At 71.7% G+C, this 15,973-nt stretch carries 17 protein-coding genes and 1 tRNA gene; 10 read left to right on the top strand and 8 right to left on the bottom strand.

Annotation, left to right across the window (positions count from 1 at the left end):
• Positions 1–9: 9 nt before the first annotated feature.
• On the bottom strand, positions 10–594 hold the full coding sequence (locus KBA23_RS02535) for a lytic transglycosylase (RefSeq protein WP_290736485.1): 585 nt from the start codon (positions 592–594) through the stop codon (positions 10–12).
• Positions 595–875: 281 nt separating this feature from the next.
• Here KBA23_RS02535 and KBA23_RS02530 point away from each other — a divergent pair, with 281 nt between their 5' ends.
• The 4 genes from KBA23_RS02530 (at position 876) to KBA23_RS02515 (ending at position 4,370) form a co-directional block, all read left to right on the top strand.
• Positions 876–1,361, top strand: coding sequence for a cytochrome b/b6 domain-containing protein (locus KBA23_RS02530; protein ID WP_290736482.1), 486 nt, complete (start codon positions 876–878; stop codon positions 1,359–1,361).
• A gap of 119 nt (positions 1,362–1,480) precedes the next feature.
• Positions 1,481–2,029: a hypothetical protein gene (locus KBA23_RS02525; RefSeq protein ID WP_290736479.1), complete on the top strand. Its 549-nt coding sequence runs from the start codon at positions 1,481–1,483 to the stop codon at positions 2,027–2,029.
• Complete coding sequence (locus KBA23_RS02520) at positions 2,026–3,372, top strand: GAF domain-containing protein (protein ID WP_290736476.1); 1,347 nt, start codon at positions 2,026–2,028, stop codon at positions 3,370–3,372. Before KBA23_RS02525 ends, KBA23_RS02520 begins: the two co-directional genes overlap by 4 nt.
• Positions 3,373–3,698: 326 nt before the next feature.
• On the top strand, positions 3,699–4,370 hold the full coding sequence (locus KBA23_RS02515; RefSeq protein WP_290736474.1) for a hypothetical protein: 672 nt from the start codon (positions 3,699–3,701) through the stop codon (positions 4,368–4,370).
• Positions 4,371–4,515: 145 nt separating this feature from the next.
• On the opposite strand, the gene KBA23_RS02510 is transcribed toward KBA23_RS02515, so the two are convergent.
• The 3 genes from KBA23_RS02510 to rbfA all read right to left on the bottom strand — a co-directional run bounded on the left by KBA23_RS02510 (position 4,516) and on the right by rbfA (position 6,095).
• Positions 4,516–4,592: transfer RNA gene (locus KBA23_RS02510), tRNA-Pro, on the bottom strand.
• Between the two features lie 73 nt (positions 4,593–4,665).
• The gene (truB, locus tag KBA23_RS02505; RefSeq protein ID WP_290736471.1) at positions 4,666–5,577 is read right to left on the bottom strand and encodes a tRNA pseudouridine(55) synthase TruB; all 912 of its coding nucleotides are present in this window, start codon (positions 5,575–5,577) and stop codon (positions 4,666–4,668) included.
• A 119-nt stretch (positions 5,578–5,696) separates the two neighbouring features.
• Complete coding sequence (gene rbfA / locus KBA23_RS02500; protein ID WP_290736467.1) at positions 5,697–6,095, bottom strand: 30S ribosome-binding factor RbfA; 399 nt, start codon at positions 6,093–6,095, stop codon at positions 5,697–5,699.
• Positions 6,096–6,157: 62 nt separating this feature from the next.
• Here rbfA and dapB point away from each other — a divergent pair, with 62 nt between their 5' ends.
• The 6 genes from dapB (at position 6,158) to KBA23_RS02470 (ending at position 11,951) form a co-directional block, all read left to right on the top strand.
• Positions 6,158–6,997 (top strand): 4-hydroxy-tetrahydrodipicolinate reductase, encoded by an 840-nt coding sequence (dapB, locus tag KBA23_RS02495; protein ID WP_290736463.1) that lies wholly within the window; start codon positions 6,158–6,160, stop codon positions 6,995–6,997.
• 228 nt (positions 6,998–7,225) lie between these two features.
• On the top strand, positions 7,226–7,435 hold the full coding sequence (locus tag KBA23_RS02490) for a cold-shock protein (protein WP_290736460.1): 210 nt from the start codon (positions 7,226–7,228) through the stop codon (positions 7,433–7,435).
• A 155-nt stretch (positions 7,436–7,590) separates the two neighbouring features.
• Positions 7,591–8,841 (top strand): multidrug effflux MFS transporter, encoded by a 1,251-nt coding sequence (locus KBA23_RS02485; RefSeq protein WP_290736456.1) that lies wholly within the window; start codon positions 7,591–7,593, stop codon positions 8,839–8,841.
• Positions 8,838–9,755: a DMT family transporter gene (locus tag KBA23_RS02480; protein WP_290736453.1), complete on the top strand. Its 918-nt coding sequence runs from the start codon at positions 8,838–8,840 to the stop codon at positions 9,753–9,755. Before KBA23_RS02485 ends, KBA23_RS02480 begins: the two co-directional genes overlap by 4 nt.
• A gap of 65 nt (positions 9,756–9,820) precedes the next feature.
• The gene (locus KBA23_RS02475; RefSeq protein WP_290736450.1) at positions 9,821–10,753 is read left to right on the top strand and encodes a pirin family protein; all 933 of its coding nucleotides are present in this window, start codon (positions 9,821–9,823) and stop codon (positions 10,751–10,753) included.
• A 115-nt stretch (positions 10,754–10,868) separates the two neighbouring features.
• Positions 10,869–11,951: a DUF2793 domain-containing protein gene (locus KBA23_RS02470; protein WP_290736447.1), complete on the top strand. Its 1,083-nt coding sequence runs from the start codon at positions 10,869–10,871 to the stop codon at positions 11,949–11,951.
• Here the strand turns inward: KBA23_RS02470 and KBA23_RS02465 are convergent.
• The 4 genes from KBA23_RS02465 to ubiA form a co-directional block, all read right to left on the bottom strand.
• Positions 11,936–13,138, bottom strand: a complete 1,203-nt coding sequence (locus KBA23_RS02465) for a glycosyltransferase (protein WP_290736444.1) — start codon at positions 13,136–13,138, stop codon at positions 11,936–11,938. The genes KBA23_RS02470 and KBA23_RS02465 overlap by 16 nt on opposite strands.
• Before the next feature lie 153 nt (positions 13,139–13,291).
• Complete coding sequence (locus tag KBA23_RS02460) at positions 13,292–14,038, bottom strand: enoyl-CoA hydratase/isomerase family protein (protein ID WP_290736441.1); 747 nt, start codon at positions 14,036–14,038, stop codon at positions 13,292–13,294.
• On the bottom strand, positions 14,035–14,823 hold the full coding sequence (locus KBA23_RS02455) for an exodeoxyribonuclease III (RefSeq protein ID WP_290736436.1): 789 nt from the start codon (positions 14,821–14,823) through the stop codon (positions 14,035–14,037). The genes KBA23_RS02460 and KBA23_RS02455 overlap by 4 nt, the downstream gene beginning before the upstream one ends.
• 63 nt (positions 14,824–14,886) lie before the next feature.
• On the bottom strand, positions 14,887–15,852 hold the full coding sequence (gene ubiA, locus KBA23_RS02450; protein ID WP_290736433.1) for a 4-hydroxybenzoate octaprenyltransferase: 966 nt from the start codon (positions 15,850–15,852) through the stop codon (positions 14,887–14,889).
• Positions 15,853–15,973 lie beyond the last annotated feature (121 nt).

Raw genomic sequence — 15,973 nt, 5'->3', positions numbered from 1 at the left:
GATCGGGCGTCAGCGCGAGCAGGTCTGCAACTGCGCTTCGTACCGGTTGGCCTGGGCCTGCACGTCACGCGCCACCGGCGGCAGCCAGGGCTTGTTGCGGTAGGTGCCGCGCGCGTAGCCGGCCTTGCCCTCGTGATACGCCAGGTACTGGTTGTAGGCGTCCCGGGTCGAGACGCCGTTCAGCCTCTGGTTCAGGTTCATGTACCAGCCGATGAAGTCCGAGGCGTCGGCGAAGTCGTCCCGGTCGGCGCCACGCGCGCCGGTGTCGCGCACGTACCAGTCCCAGGTGCCGTCAATCGCCTGCGCATAGCCGTAGGCCGAGGACCGCTGCACCTCGCGGGTGAAGAACAGACCCTTGACCTTCCTGGTCGGACGCGCGTCGCCGACGAAGCTCGACTCGCGCGAGATCGTGGCGAGCTGCACCGAGACCGGGACGCCCCACTTGGACTCGGTCTTGCGCATCGCCTTGAACCAGTGCGGCCGCTCGGTCTGCATCCGGCAGGCGTCGATCGTCGTGCTCGGCGGCTTCTCGACGCCGCCGCAGGCGCCGAGCGCCAGGAGCGCCGCATAGATGAAAAGGCGACGGAGTCGCACTGGAACTGCCTCTGGGTATCTCTGCTCGCGTGTCTTTGCGCACGTCCGAAGAAATGATGCCGGAATCGGCGCGAAAATCAACCCCCTGTCCAACGCAATTCGACGTATGTGGCTGGGCTGCGGTTTCGGTGCCGCCCACGGTTCCCGGTCGGCTCTGAAGCGATCGGCTCAAGGGCCGATTTGGAAGATCGCCATCATGTCGAGGACGGCGCTTCTCGGCGCGCAGCGACGGAAGCGCGGAGGAGATGCGTTAGAGGATCAGGCAACCCGGGAGACCGCCAATGACCACAGCCGTCCCAGTCAGCTACAGCCGGGCGCAGAAACTCCTGCACTGGGCCATCGCAGCCCTCGTGCTGGCGCAGTACGTGCTTCTCGACGGCATCGCGCGCGCGTTCGGCGCGGGGATGCGCGAGGGGACGTTCGCCTATTCGGGCGTCGTCGTGGGCCACATCGTGGTCGGCGTGCTGATCGCCGTTCTCACGCTCTGGCGGCTCGGCCTGCGGCTGACCCGGGGCGCACCGCCCGCCCCCGCGTCCGAGCCGGCGCCGCTTCGGGCCGTCGCGGCGCTGGCGCACTGGGCCTTCTACGTCATCCTGATCGCGATGGCGGCCTCGGGCGCGGTCGCCTGGTTCGGTCAGTTCGGTCCCGCCGCGGCGGCGCACATGCTCGGCAAGACCGTCCTTCTCGCGTTGATCGCGCTCCACGTCGGTGCGGCGCTCTACCACCAGCTCTGGCTCCGCGACGGGCTCATCGCCCGCATGACCTGACAGGGTCTGCCGGACGACGCATCCGACGAGCTTCACCCGCGCCGCCCGGCGCGCGCCTGCGTGGCGCAACCGGGCGTCGCCGTGATAGGCTTCGCTGGTGGCGGCTGGGAGTGGCGGCGGTGACGGACGGCACAGGGCCGGCGAGCCCGTCGGAGGACATCGGCGCGCGGCGCGCCTGGCGCGGGGCGACGCTCGCCGACGGCGTGCTGACGCCCGAGATCGCGGCGCATTGCCAGATGGGCGTCGCCGTCATCGTCGCGGCCTGCGCCGCAGGGCGGCCGCTTGCGGGGCGCGGCTTCGCGGCAAGGATCGACGAGGCCGGCACGGTCCGCCTGCTGCTGCGCCGGACCGGGCACCACGCGCTGCTCGCGGCCTGGCAGGCGGGGGCGCAGATCGCGGCGACGTTCACCGAGCCGACGCGGCACCGCTCAATCCAGCTCAAGGGCAGGGCCGCCCGCGTGTCGCCGGCGAACGTCGCGGACGGGATGGCGCTCGAAGTCCAATGCCGCGCGTTCCGCGCGGGCCTGATGGCGATCAAGTATACGAAGGAACTGACGGACCATTATGGCGTCACCGATCCCGACGACGTCGTCGCGGTCGAGTTCACCCCCGTGGAAGCCTTCGTCCAGACGCCGGGGCCGGGCGCCGGATCCGCGCTGCGCCCATGACGCCGCTCGCGCTCGACACGCTGCGCGACTGCATGGAGGGGGTGGTGCCGGCCGTCCTCGCCACCTGCGACGAGACCGGCGTGCCGAACGTCTCGTTCATCAGCCAGGTCCACTACGTCGACCCGGAGCGCGTCGCGCTCAGCTACCAGTTCTTCAACAAGACGCGGGCGAACCTGCTCGCCACGCGGCAGGCCTCGGTCCAGATCTTCGACCCCGTCGCCCTCGCCGACTACCGGCTCGAACTCGATTTCGAGGAGACCCGCACCGAGGGGCCGCTCTTCGAGACGATGAAGGCCAAGCTCGCCGGCATCGCCTCGCACAGCGGCATGGACGGCGTGTTTCGCCTGCTCGGGGCCGACGTGTTCCGCGTCCGCTCGATCGAGACGATCTTCCCGCCTTCGACGATCCCGCCGCCCCCGAGCCGCAACCTGCTCTCCGCCGCGCGCCGCACCAGCCAGGAGCTAGCGGGAAGCGGCAGCCTCGGCGAGCTCTTCGACCGCGTGCTCTCCTGTCTCCGGCGGCACTTCGGCATCGAGCACGCCATGGTGCTCATGCTCGACGAAAACGGACGCCAGCTCTTCACCGTGGCCTCGCTCGGCTATCCGACCGCGGGCATCGGCTCGGAGGTCGAGGTCGGCCACGGCGTCGTCGGCGTCGCCGCCCGCGAGCGGTCGCCGATCCGCATCTGCCAGATGGCCTTCGACTACAGCTATGGCCGCGCGATCCGCGACGGGGCGCGCAGCGTCGGGGTGGAATGGTCGGGCGCGACCGAGATCCCCTATCCGGGCCTGCCCGCGCCCGAGAGCCAGATCGCCCTGCCGATCCTCTCGGAGAGCGGGGTGATCGGCGTGCTCTTCGCCGAGAGCCCGGAGCCCATGCGCTTCCGCTACGACGACGAGGACGCGCTGATGCTGGTCGCCGACAGGATCGCGTCGCTGATCCCGCTGGCGAAGGCAAGCGACGACGCGCCCCGGGCGACGGCGCCTGCCGCCCCGTGCCCGGATGCGCCCGCGGGCCCGCTCGTGGTCCGCCACTACGGCGCCGACGACAGCGTCTTCCTGAACCACGACTATCTGATCAAGGGCGTCGCCGGCGCGATCGTCTGGATGCTCGTCGGCGAGTTCGCGCGGACCGGGCGGACGGAGTTCACCAATCGCGAGCTCCGGCTCGACCCGCGGTTGCGCCTGCCCGAGTTCGCCGACAACCTCGAGGCGCGCCTCCTGCTGCTCCAGCGCCGCCTGCGCGAACGGATGTGCCCGGTCCGGATCGAGAAGACCGGGCGCGGACGCTTCCGCCTCGACGTTCCCTGCCCCCTCGTGCTCGAGGAGATCGAGCGCCAGTAGTTACGAAACTCTTAGGGTTTCTTGCAGGAAGACTTAGCGGGCGCACGGGCCGGCGTTGCGCTATGGTCTCTCAGTCCCGGCACTACGCCGGACCAATCCAGTGAAGGCCCCCGTGGCTTCGGCCCGGGGGCAAGCACGAGAGACCCGAGCCATGACCGGATGCCGCGTCGGCGCCGATCCCGGCGACAGCCGGACGCCACGTCGCCGATGCGTCGGCGCGGACTGACCGACAGACCGCAACCTTCGTTCAGCAGACGGACCGTGGACGCGAACGGCGGCCGCCACGGCCGCCGGAGTGTCGCCACCGACCAGCCAGGAGCCACAAGATGAACCGCTTCCTCCGCCTCGCCCTGCTCGTCGCCCTCGCCCTGCCGGCGCCGGCGCTCGCCCACGGCCTTCCCGTCGAGATCGCCGCCCGGATCGACGCCTCGTCCGAGCCGGCGCCCGGCGAGCCGTCGCTCGCCGAAATCCGCGCCGTGACCGAGCGCTTTCGCCATGTCGAGGAGGCTCTCGCCGAGGGCTATATCCGCGACCCCGGCAACATGTGCGACGACGCGGCGATGATGGGCAAGTCCGCCGAGCTCGGGGCCATGGGCGTCCACTACTTCCGCCCCGACCTCCTCGGCATCTCGGCTCCGCCGAACCCGCGGGTCGACGGCGTCGGCACCCACACCGAGTTCCGCCAGCCCTCGGTGCTGATCTACGAGCCGAAAGCCGACGGCAAGCTCGAACTGGTCGCCGTCGAGAACCTCGTCTTCGCCAGGGCCTGGGCCGAGGCCGGCAACGACGCGCCGCCGAGTTTCCACGGCCGGCCCTGGGACCGCATGGCGGACGACCCCGCCACCGACCTCGACGAGGCGCACGGCTTCGAGCCGCACTACGACCGTCACGTCTGGCTCTACCGCGAGAACCCGAACGGCGTCTTCGCCCAGTACAACCCGACCGTCACCTGCGCCCACCACGGCGCGGCGGGGGACGCCCACGCCCACGATTCCTGACCTTTCCCCCCTCTTTCCGCGCATGATGGCTGTCATCGAAGCGCCGCCCGCCGCCCTCCGCGGCGCGTCGCGAGACGGTCCTTCTCCGATGAGCCTCCGATGCGGAGAACCGCGATGCCCTTCGGGGGCGCATGACGGGGGGATCTGGTCGGAGTGAGAGGATTCGAACCTCCGACCCCCTGCTCCCGAAGCAGGTGCGCTACCAGGCTGCGCTACACTCCGAACCGGGGCGGTCCTTACTCCGGTTGATGGCCCGCTGCAACGGGGTTTGCCGCGGGAACCGCGGAAACCGGGCCTACGTCTCGAAAACGAACACCCGGTCGGGACGGAAGACGCCGCCGCGCCAGACGCCGAGCGCGAGCGGGCGTCCCTCGGCGCTGGCCCAGGCCGTCTCGCCGTCGCGCAGTCCGGCGTCCGGCAGCGCGACGGCGCCGCCGTTGGCGAGCGTCTGCGCCTCGCGCCGGCCTACCGGCAGTTCGGAGAGCCCCGCGAGGCCGGCGGTGACGGGCAGGAGCCGGGCCTCGAGTTCCGGCGTGCGGGCGAGGCGTTCGAGTTCCTCGATGCCGATCGCCTCCTCGATGCCGAAGGGGCCGGCGCGCAGGCGGCGCAGTTCGGCGACATGGCCGAGGCACCCGAGCGCCGCGCCGAGGTCGCGCGCCACCGCGCGGACATAGCCGCCCTTGCCGCAGGTCATCTCCAGCACCGCCGTATCCGGGTCCGGGGTGGCGACGAGATCGAGCCGCGCCACGCGCAGGGGCCGCGCCGCCAGCTCGGGCGCCTGCCCCGCCCGCACGAGCGCATAGGCGCGCTTGCCGTCCACGTGCACGGCCGAGACGGCGGGCGGGATCTGAAGGATGTCGCCGCGAAAGTCGCCCAGCGCGGTGCGGATCGCCGCCGGGTCGGGACGCTGCGCGCTCCGGGCGATCACCTCGCCCTCGGCGTCGTCGGTCGAGGTGGCGGCGCCCCAGCGCACCGCGAAACGGTAGGTCTTCTCGGCGTCGACGGCATGGGCGGCGGTCTTGGTCGCCTCGCCGAAGGCGATCGCCAGCACGCCGGTCGCGGCGGGGTCGAGCGTCCCGGCATGGCCGGCCTTGCGCGCCGCGAGCGCCCAGCGCGCCTTGGCCACCATCGCGGCGGAGGAGGGTCCGGCCGGCTTGTCGAGGACGAGCCAGCCATGCACCGGCCGGCCGCTCTGACGGCGCGCCATCGGCGGATCTCCCCGGCTCAGAGCGTGTGAATCTTTCGGAAAATCGGCCGATTCTGGCCGACTAACTGATTGATTTCATTTGGCATGGTTTCGTCAACCTTCGAAAGATTTACGCGCTCTCAGTCTTCCGCGAGGTCGCGGCTGACCGACGGCGAGCGCAACAGTTCGCGCGTCCGGTCCATGCGGTCGAAGCTCGCATCGGCGCGGAAGTTCAACTCCGGCGAGAAGCGCAGGTCGATGCGCCCGGTGACGAGGCGGCGCAGCTCGGCGCGATTGCGGTTCAGCGCCTTGACGACGGCTTCGGTATCGACGCCCCCGAGCGGCAGGACGTAGGCCGTCGCCTGCCGCAGGTCGGGCGAGGCGCGCACTTCCGAGACCGTGATCGAGGCGCGGCCGAGATCGGGGTCGTGCACGTCGCCGCGCGCGAGAACCTCGGAGAGCGCGCGCCGGATCACCTCTCCCACGCGGAGCTGGCGCTGCGACGGGGCGCCGCCGGTCTGATCCCTTGCCCTGGACATCGGATTGACATCCACCCGCGCTCCCCCGAAGTCAAGATCGACCCGGAACGGGGGAGGCGGAGATGACGGAGACGGTCGGGATCGCGGTGCTCGGCGCCTCGGGCCGGATGGGACGAATGCTGGTCGACACGATCCTCGCGACGCCGGGCGCGCGCATCTCGGGGGCGACGGAGCGGCCCGGGCACCCGTGGATCGGCGTCGATCTTGGCGTGGCGCTGGGGAGGGCCGCCCTCGGCGTCGTGGTCACCGACGAGCCGATCGAGTCCTTCGCCGTCTCGCACGCGGCGGTCGATTTCACCGCCCCCGCCGCGACGGTCTTCCACGCGGAGCTGGCCGCCCAGGCGCGCATCGTCCACGTGGTCGGCACGACCGGCCTCGAGCGCGAGGACATGGAGAAGCTGGCCGCGGCCTCACGACACGCGGCGATCGTGCGCGCGGGCAACATGAGCCTCGGGGTGAACCTGCTCACGGTGCTGGCGCGCAAGGTCGCGCAGGCGCTGGGCCCGGACTGGGACATCGAGATCCTCGAGATGCACCACCGTCACAAGGTCGACGCGCCCTCGGGCACGGCGCTGATGCTGGGCGAGGCGGCGGCGGCCGGGCGGCGCGCGAACCTGGCCGACCTCGGCGTCCGGTCGCGCGACGGCCAGACCGGGCCGCGGCCCGAGGGCGCGATCGGCTTCGCGACCCTGCGCGGCGGCGACGTGGTGGGCGAGCACGAGGTGATCTTCGCGGGCCCGGGCGAGCGGATCGTGCTGCGCCACATGGCGACCGACCGGGCGATCTTCGCCCGCGGCGCGGTGCGGGCCGCGCTCTGGGGTCAGGATCGGGAGCCCGGGCTCTACGACATGATCGACGTCCTCGGCCTGCGCGAGCCCGGCGCCGGGACGCCCGACCGCTAGGCCGAGCCGGCGGTCCGGCCCACGACGCGAAGGGCCCACGGAAGGCCGCCGACCCGCTCCCCGATCGGCTTCGGGTTGCCTTTCGCATCATGTTCTTGTATCGGCGTTGCCGGCAGCACCGCCCCACGTGAACTCTCTGCTCGTCTTCCGGCCGGTCAGACTTCTCGAAACTGGTCGGACTGCCCGAGCCGCCGCATGCCGCGGGCGGAAGAGCGGAGAGACGACTTAATGGCCACCGGAACGGTGAAATGGTTCAACGCCACCAAGGGTTTCGGGTTCATCCAGCCCGATGCCGGCGGCAAGGACGTGTTCGTGCACATCTCGGCCGTGGAGCGCGCCGGCCTGCGTGAGCTTCCCGACGGCACCAAGGTGAGCTACGAGCTCGAATCGGGGCGCGACGGCCGCGCCTCCGCGGGACATCTCGCCCTGATCCGCTGAACGCGCTCCGGCGCGCAGGCGCCGGCGTCGCGATTGCGTAGCCCGGCCCCACGTGGCCGGGTTCTTTTTTTTCGCGAGGACGCGGCGCGGGCATGATCCGGCGCCCCGGCATTCGGAAGGCGGGCGGTCGACCCGCCGAGGGGAACGGAAACGCCATGGCGACGCAGTCCCGCACGGGAACGCCACGCCCGCCCGCGGTCTGGCTCGACCGGCGGACCCCGCCGCATGTCGTCACGCTGGTTCTGATGACGGGGCTTTCCGCCCTGAACATGAACATGGTGCTGCCGTCGCTGCCGTCGCTCGCGGCGCACTACCATGCGGACTATGGCGTCGCGTCGCTGACGGTCTCGGCCTACCTCGGGCTGACCGCGGTGTTGCAGCTCGTTCTCGGCCCGCTCTCGGATCGCTACGGACGGCGGCCCGTGACCCTCGGCTGCTTCGCGGTGTTCCTGCTCGCGACGCTCGGCTGCGCCTTCGCGCCGACGATCGAGTGGTTCCTCGCCTTCCGCATGGCGCAGGCGACGGTCGCCTCGGCCTTCGCGCTCAGCCGCGCCATCGTGCGCGACATGGTCGGCACGGACGAGGCGGCGAGCCTCATCGGCTACATCACGATGGGCATGTCGCTTTCGCCGATGATCGCTCCGGTGATCGGCGGCTTCGTCGACGAGGCCTTCGGCTGGCGCGCCGTGTTCGGACTGACCTTCGCGGTGGGCGTCGCCGTGACGGCGCTGATCTGGGCCGACCAGGGCGAGACCAACACGACTCCGTCCGAGAGCCTGACCGCGCAGTTCCGCGCCTATCCCGAGCTGCTCCGCTCGCCGCGCTTCTGGGGCTACACCGCGACGGCGAGCTTCGCCTCGGGAACCTTCTTCGCCTTCCTTGGCGGCGGGCCGCTGGTCGCCACCGAGTTCCTGCACATGGGCCCGGCCGAGGTCGGGGCGTATTTCGGCGTCATCGCGCTCGGCTATCTCCTCGGCAACTACCTGTCGGGCCGCTTCGCCGCGCAGGTCGGGCTCAACCGGATGATGCTGTCGGGCAGCCTCGTCGCGACCGCCGGGATGGCGCTGGCGCTGGGGCTCTTTGCCCTCGGGTTGCAGTCGGCGACCACGTTCTTCGGAACGATAGGGCTCGTCGGCGTCGGCAACGGCCTGCTGCTGCCGAGCGCCAACGCCGGCATCGTGTCGGTGCGGCCGCATCTGGCGGGCTCCGCCTCCGGGCTCGGCGGCGCCCTGATGATCGGCGGCGGCGCGGCGCTCTCCGTCCTCGCCGGGGCGATGCTCGGACCCGGAACCGGCGCCTGGCCGCTTCTGTGGCTGATGTTCGTCTGCTCCGTCGTGAGCATCGGCACCACGCTCTGGGTGATGCAGGTCGCCCGCCGGCGGGCCGCCGAGGCGGCCGGGCGGTGACGCCGGCCGCCTCGCGCGCCGCCAATCTTCGCGGCGCGGCCTTCATGAGCGCCTCGATGATCGGATTCTCGCTCAACGACGCGCTGATCAAGACGCTCGCCGACGACCTGCCGCTCTACCAGGCGGTCTTCCTGCGCGGGATCTTCGCGTCGATCTTCGTCGGCGGGCTTGCCTGGGGGCAGGGCGCGCTGCGCTTTCGGCCCGGCCGGCGGGACCGACGACTGGTCGGGCAGAGGGCCTTTGCGGAGATCCTCGGGACGGCGTGCTTCCTGACCGCGCTCTTCAACATGCCGATCGCCAACGCCACCGCGATCCTCCAGTCGGTCCCGCTGGCGGTGACGCTGGGCGCCGCTGCGTTTCTCGGCGAGAAGGTCGGGTGGCGGCGATATGCGGCGATCCTGGTCGGCCTTCTCGGCGTTTTCGTCATTGTTCGCCCGGGCTCGGAAGGGTTCACCCCCTACGCGCTTCTCGTCGTCGCGACCGTCGTCCTGGTCGTCCTGCGCGACCTCTCGACGCGCGCGCTTTCGCCGGACGCGCCGGCGACCTGGGTCGTCACGGTGACCTCGGTCGCGATGACCGTCGCGTTCGGCCTCGCCGCGGCGGCGACCGAGTGGCGGCCGGTCGAGCCCGGGCATCTGCTCGTCCTCGCGGCCGGGGCGGCCGCGCTCCAGGTCGGCTACGTCTTCGGCGTGGTCAGCATGCGGACCGGCGAGATCGGCTTCACCCAGCCGTTCCGCTACACGCTGATCCTGTGGGCGATCCTGCTCGGCATCCTGCTTTTCGATGAATGGCCGGACGCCTGGACGCTCGCCGGCGCCGCCATCATCGTCGGCGCCGGGATCTTCACGCTCCGCCGCGACCGCCTGGGCTCCGAGGGCCGACTGCTCGGGACGAGCGGGGCCGAGGCCGACTGACCAAGGGGGTTTACGTCTCCGCCGCCCGGGTTAAGTCTGGAGTGACCCGGAGGAGGAGTGAGGCCATGAGCTGGAACCCGACCGCCGATCCCATCTGCCCGAGCGTCGCAGAGATGGATCACATCGAGACGCTGATCATCCCCCGCGCCCGCGACCTCGGCGACTTCGAGGTGCGCCGGGCGCTGCCGGCGCCAAAGCGGCAGATGGTGGGGCCTTTCATCTTCTTCGACCAGGCCGGCCCGGCGGAGTTCGTCACCGGCCAGGGCGTCGACGTGCGGCCGCATCCGCATATCGGGCTCGCGACCGTGACCTATCTTTTCCGCGGCGAGTTCCATCATCGCGACAGCATCGGTTCGGACCAGGTCATCCTGCCCGGCGCGGTGAACTGGATGACCGCCGGCGAGGGCGTGACCCATTCCGAGCGCACCAGCGACGAGACCCGCAAGCGCCCGCATTCGCTGTTCGGCATCCAGACCTGGGTGGCGCTGCCCGAGGCAGCGGAGGACAGGCCGGCGAGTTTCGAGCATCAGGGCAGGGAAGCCCTGCCGGAGATCGAGGCCGAGGGCGCGACGGCGCGGCTGATCCTCGGCGCGGCCTGGGGCCGTCGCTCGCCGGTCGCGGTGTCGAGCGAGATGTTCTACGCGGACGTGACGCTCGCGCCCCATGCCCGCGTGCCGTTGCCCGACGACCACGAGGATCGCGGCGTCTACATCGTCAGCGGCAGCGTCTCAATCAGCGGGCAGGACTTCGAGGCCGGGCGGATGATGGTGTTCCGTCCCGGCGACCGCCTCGCACTCGCCGCCGGCGCCGAGGGCGCCCGGCTGATGCTGCTCGGCGGCGCGACGATGGCCGGCCCCCGCTACATCTGGTGGAACTTCGTCGCCTCGTCGAAGGAGCGCATCGAGGCGGCGAAGGAGGCGTGGCGCTCGGGCGATTTCACCCACGGCCGCTTCCGCCTGCCTCCCGGGGACGACGAGGAGTATATCCCCCTCCCCTGACCGCGAGCGCCGAGGTTCCGGGCCGCGCGCCGCGCGCTGTTCGGGCGCCGGCGGCAACTATGCGCGGCTGCGTGATACGGACGTGCCCCAGCATCGCAGGAGGCGCGTCGATCCCGTGTACAAGTCCCCGAACCTCAGCCTGTCCTTCATCGCCCCGGCCCAGGCCCAGAAGCACGTGACTGTGAACGAGGCCTTCTCCGAGCTCGACGCGCTGGTGCATTGCGCCGTCCTCGCCATGGACGCGACTACGCCGCCCGCGACCGCTGTCGAGGGCGACCGCTATCACCTCGGGGCGACGCCGGGCGGCGACTGGAGCGGCGAGGCGGGCAACATCGCCTCCTGGCGCAACGGCGGCTGGGCCTTCAGCACGCCACGGCCCGGCTGGCGCGTCTACGACATGGCGACCGACCGGTTGCTCCTGCGCACCTCCGCCGGGGTCTGGACCGCGCTCGGCGGCGCGCCGACCGAGCTTCAGAACGCGACGCGGTTCGGCCTCGGGGCGACGGCCGACGCGGCAACCCCGTTCGTTGCGAAACTGAACGACGCGCTCTGGGACGCGCGGGGCACGACCGAGGGCGGAACCGGCAGCCTGCGGCTGTCGCTGAACCGGCAGGCGGCGGACAAGGATGCGGGCTTCGCGCTGCAGACGGGGTTCGTGACCCGTGCGGTGGCGGGACTGTTCGGCTCGAACCGCTTCCGCGTCTCGGTCTCGCCCGACGGGGCGAACTTCCGCGACGCACTCTCGATCGACGACGCGACCGGCGTCGTCGACCAGCCGCGCCTGCCGCGGTTCAAGGCCTCGACCAACTTCGACAACTACGCCGCGCTCGACGTCTGGACGAAGATCGCGATCAACACGGCCGAGTCCAACGATCAGAACGCATTCGACCCGGCCACTAACCAGTTCCGCGCGCCGGTCGCGGGCTTCTACGCGCTCGGGGCGACGCTCCTGCACCGGATCAACGCCAGCACGACGGCGAGGATGCGGGGGCGACTGGTGAAGAACGGCACGACCGAGATCCCCGGCTCGCTCGGCGAGATTTCCGGAGCGCATGTCACGCTCGCCACCGCGCTCTGGATCCAGACGGTCGCCGCGCTGGCCAAGGACGACACGGTGGAGCTACAGGGATTCTACCGCGGCGCGGACGGCTATTTCGCGGCGAACCACACCAGCTTCTGGGGCTACAAGGTCGGCTGAGACGCCGTCGGGCCGCCCTGAGCGGGACTCCCGTCAGTCCGCCGCGGCAGCGGCGCAGGAAGGCCCATCGTGTCGCGAACGAGCTGGCGCGAGCGCTCGCGATCGAGGCGCGCCCGGGCGTGCTCGCGGGCGTTCGCGCCGAGACGCCGCGCCAGCGCCGGGTCGGCGAGGAGGCGCGCCATCGCCTCTCCCATGCCGGCCACGTCCCCTTCCTCGACGATCAATCCGGTCTCGCCGTCGATCACGTGCTCGGGGATGCCGCTGTGGCGGGTCGAGACGGTGGCGAGCGCCGAGGACATCGCCTCGGCGATCGCAGTCGGGAAGCCCTCGATGTCGCCGCTCGGGGCCGTGACCGAATGCTGCGCGAAGATCGAGGCCCGCTGCATCAGGCGGTTCACCGCATCGTGCGACAGCGAACCGTGCAGCGTCACCCGGTCTCCCAGCCCGTGCGCCGCGATCGCCTCGCGGCAGCGCGCCGCCAGCGGCCCGTCGCCGACGAGGTCGAGCCGCGCCTCGGGGTAGCGCGCGGCGATGCCGGCGAAAGCCGCGATCGTCAGGTGCGGGGCCTTCTTGTCCACGAGCCGCCCGACGGCGAGGATGCGGTTGGGGTCCGGGTCGCCCGGCTGGAACCGGTCGACAAGGACGCCGCTCGCGTTCACCGTGATCAGCCCCGGCGAACAGCCCATCGCCACCACCCGGTCCGCGATTGCCTGCGACACGCAGAACACCCCCTTCACCTGCGCGAACAGCTTGCGATAGCGTCGCTGCATGTGCCCGCGCGTCGCGGTGGCCGAGGCGTCCATGCCGCGGAAGTAGACGTAGAGAGGGATGTCGAGCCTCCGGCAGACGTCGGCCACCATCACGGCGGAATAGCCGAACTCGCCGAGCACCCGGTCGACCTCGTGGTCGCGGAAGAACGCGATAAGCCGCATCCGGTCGTCGTAGCCGAGCGAGGGGCCGTACTTGCGCCGCAGGCGCTGGACGATGTGCTTCAGCCTGGCGTCGAGCCTGCCGAACGCAACCGGCTCCGGCGCCATGTGGCTCAGCACCGGCAGACCGTACTTTTCCGCGCCGACGCTTTCCCGGCAGACGAGCACCGTGTCGGCCGGCGCGAGGGTGCGGACGTGATCGGCGATGAAGGTCTCGGAGACCGCATCGAAGCTCGGGGCGACCAGGGCGAGGGTCACGGGCGTCCTCCCGGACGCGCTGCTGGCGTTGCGCTGGCGCGCGCACTCGGGTCGATCATCGCCAACGGATACCGCTTACTCATGGCACGCGCGTCCTTTATCCTGCCCGCCGCTCCGGATCAATCGCGGCGTCGCGGCTCCGGACCCACCCGCTCAACGTCCCTCGAAGCGCGGAACGCGCTTTTCGCGCTGGGCCGCGAGGCCCTCGGCGTGGTCGGCCGAGGCGAAGCACGCGCGGATCCGGGCGCGGGCGGCGTCGGCGTCGAGCGCGCCCCGCGACAGCTCGACGATCGTGCGCTTCATGCCGCGCACCGCGAGCGGCGCGAGGCCGGACGCGGTCGCGGCGACCTCGTCGGCCTTCGCTTGCAGCGCCTCCGGGGCCACCAGCCAGTCGAGGAAGCCGGTGGCGAGCAGCGCCTCGGCGTCGAAGGTCTCGGCGAGGAGAAACATCCGCCGCGCCGTCTGCGCGCCGAGCCGGTCGATCGCGCGACGGATGCCGGCCGGATCGTAGTGGATCCCGAGCCGCGCCGGCGGCGCGAAGGCCCGCATCCCGGTCACGCCTACGCGAAAGTCGCAGGCGAGCGCGATCTCGACGCCCCCGCCGTAGGCGCCGCCGTTCAGCGCCGCGATGGTCGGTGCCGGAAAGGCCTCGAGCGCGTCGCAGAGCGCGGTGAGCGGGTTCTCCGACCAGTCCTGCCCGGCGACGTCGCCGAGCGCCGCCCCGGCGCAGAAGCTGCGGCCGCGCCCGGTGAGGACGAGGGCGCGGATCTCGGTCCGCTCCGACCAGTCGGCGAGAAGCGCCGTGAGCCGGCGCATCGCCTCCTGGTCGAGCGCGTTGTGCGCCTCCGGCCGGTCGAGGACCATGCGGGCGACGGGGCCTTCGATCCCGGCTGAAATCATGCGTCGAACTCCGCGAGGACCGGGACATGGTCCGAGGGCGCGTCCCAGCCGCGGACCGCGCGCAGGATGCGACTGCCGCCGGAGCGATCGGCAAGGTCGGGGGTGGCCCAGACATGGTCGAGCCGGCGGCCCTTGTCGGCCGCCGCCCAGTCCGGCGCGCGATAGGACCACCAGGAGTAGAGCCGGCCGTCGGGGATATGCGCCCGGGTGACGTCGACCCAGCCGCCGGCCCCCTGCGTCGCCGCCATCGCCTCGACCTCGACCGGCGTGTGCGACACCACGCGCAGGAGCTGCCTGTGGCTCCACACGTCGTCCTCGCGCGGCGCGATGTTGAGATCGCCGACGAGGATCGCCGCGCGCGGCCGTTCGGTCGCGAACCAGGCGCGCATCTCGTCGAGGAAGTCGAGCTTGTGGCGGAACTTCGGGTTGGCCGCGGGGTCCGGCACGTCGCCGCCGGCCGGGACGTAGAAGTTGTGCAGGATCGCGCCGGACGGCAGCCGCGCCGCGACGTGGCGGGCGTCGTCGCGGGCGCAGAATCGGGGGCCTCCGGCGTCCTCGATCGGCACACGCGACAGGATCATCACGCCATTGTAGCCCTTCTGCCCGCGCGCGACGACATGACTCCAGCCCATGGCGGCGAAGGTGTCGAGCGGGAGCTTCTCGACCGGGGACTTGGTTTCCTGCAAGCACAGGATGTCGGGCGCCTCCTCGCGCAACAGCCGGGCGACGGCCTCGGCGCGCAGGCGCACGGAATTGATGTTCCAGGTGGCGATGGTCAGGGTCACGCGCTCCCCTTCGCACGTGCAGCGCCTCCGGCGCAACCCGCGCGCCGCCGCGCGGGCGCGCCTTCAGGCGAGGCTCATCGCGGCCAGGCCGAGCGCGAGGATCAGGCCGGCGTCGCGGTTGGCGCGGAAGAGCGCGAGGCAGAGCCCGGGGTCGTCGATGTCGAGCCGGCGGAGCTGCCAGCCGAGATGCGCGCCGAAGCCGGCGACGCCGGCGAGCCCCGCGGCGAGGGCGCCGCCGGACAGCGCGGCGAGCCAGACCGCGAGGCCGGCGCAGGCCACGGCGATGGCGAGGAACCCGCCGAGCCAGGGCCTCGTCCGCGCGCCGAACAGCCGGGCGGTCGAGCGCACGCCGATCAGCGCGTCGTCCTCGCGATCCTGATGGGCATAGATCGTGTCGTAGAACAGCGTCCAGGCGACGCCCGCCGCATAGAGCAGCGCCGTGGCGGCGGTGACCGGCGTCCCGTGCGCCGCCCAGGCGAGCCAGACGCCCCAGTTGAACGCGAGCCCAAGAAAGACCTGCGGCCACCAGGTGAACCGCTTGGCGAAGGGATAGACCGCGACCAGCGCCAGCGAGGCCACGCCGAAGGCGATCGCGGTCGGCGGGAAGCTCAGGAGCACGCCGAAGGCGAGAACCGCCTGGGCGCAGAGCCAGACCAAGGCGGCGCGGGGCGTGACCTGCCCGGAGGGCAGCGGCCGCGACCGTGTCCGCGCCACGCGCGCGTCGAAGTCGCGGTCGGTCAGGTCGTTCCACGTGCAGCCGGCCCCCCGCATCAGGAAGGCGCCGATGGCGCAGCCCGCGAACACCCAGAGGTCGAACGGCCGTGGCCCGGCCGGATCGGCGGCGAGGGCGAGCGCGAGACCCCACCAGCAGGGAATGAGCAGGAGCCACGTCCCCGCCGGCCGGTCGGCCCGGGCCAGCCGCAGGTAGGGCAGGACGCGGACCGGCGCCCGGCGATCCACCCAGTTGTCGGGCGGCGCGTCGGTCACCCTTCCCTCGACCCCCCGGCCTCGCATAGCTTGCCTGCTCATCAGTGCACCCTTGCGGTGGTTGAGCTTTTCACCCCGCATGCGGGGTGAAAAGCTCGGCCCGCACCGAGCGCCCGCCGCGACGGCCAAGCTCGCTTGCCAGCGAACGGCCAGCATGAGACCC

Origin of the sequence: Amaricoccus sp., assembly GCF_017995835.1 — a bacterium.
Taxonomy (GTDB): Bacteria; Pseudomonadota; Alphaproteobacteria; order Rhodobacterales; family Rhodobacteraceae; genus Amaricoccus.
The sequence above is the reverse complement of the archived record's forward strand: the minus strand, read 5'-3'. Positions and strand labels throughout refer to the sequence as shown.

Bases quoted from the DNA above. Each gene is read 5' to 3' on its own strand.
- KBA23_RS02530 (WP_290736482.1), top strand. From the start codon at position 876: ATGACCACAGCCGTCCCAGTCAGCTACAGCCGGGCGCAGAAACTCCTG.
- KBA23_RS02520 (WP_290736476.1), top strand. From the start codon at position 2,026: ATGACGCCGCTCGCGCTCGACACGCTGCGCGACTGCATGGAGGGGGTG.
- KBA23_RS02515 (WP_290736474.1), top strand. From the start codon at position 3,699: ATGAACCGCTTCCTCCGCCTCGCCCTGCTCGTCGCCCTCGCCCTGCCG.
- truB (WP_290736471.1), bottom strand. From the start codon at position 5,577: ATGGCGCGCCGTCAGAGCGGCCGGCCGGTGCATGGCTGGCTCGTCCTC.
- rbfA (WP_290736467.1), bottom strand. From the start codon at position 6,095: ATGTCCAGGGCAAGGGATCAGACCGGCGGCGCCCCGTCGCAGCGCCAG.
- dapB (WP_290736463.1), top strand. From the start codon at position 6,158: ATGACGGAGACGGTCGGGATCGCGGTGCTCGGCGCCTCGGGCCGGATG.
- KBA23_RS02490 (WP_290736460.1), top strand. From the start codon at position 7,226: ATGGCCACCGGAACGGTGAAATGGTTCAACGCCACCAAGGGTTTCGGG.
- KBA23_RS02485 (WP_290736456.1), top strand. From the start codon at position 7,591: ATGGCGACGCAGTCCCGCACGGGAACGCCACGCCCGCCCGCGGTCTGG.
- KBA23_RS02475 (WP_290736450.1), top strand. From the start codon at position 9,821: ATGAGCTGGAACCCGACCGCCGATCCCATCTGCCCGAGCGTCGCAGAG.
- KBA23_RS02460 (WP_290736441.1), bottom strand. From the start codon at position 14,038: ATGATTTCAGCCGGGATCGAAGGCCCCGTCGCCCGCATGGTCCTCGAC.
- ubiA (WP_290736433.1), bottom strand. From the start codon at position 15,852: ATGAGCAGGCAAGCTATGCGAGGCCGGGGGGTCGAGGGAAGGGTGACC.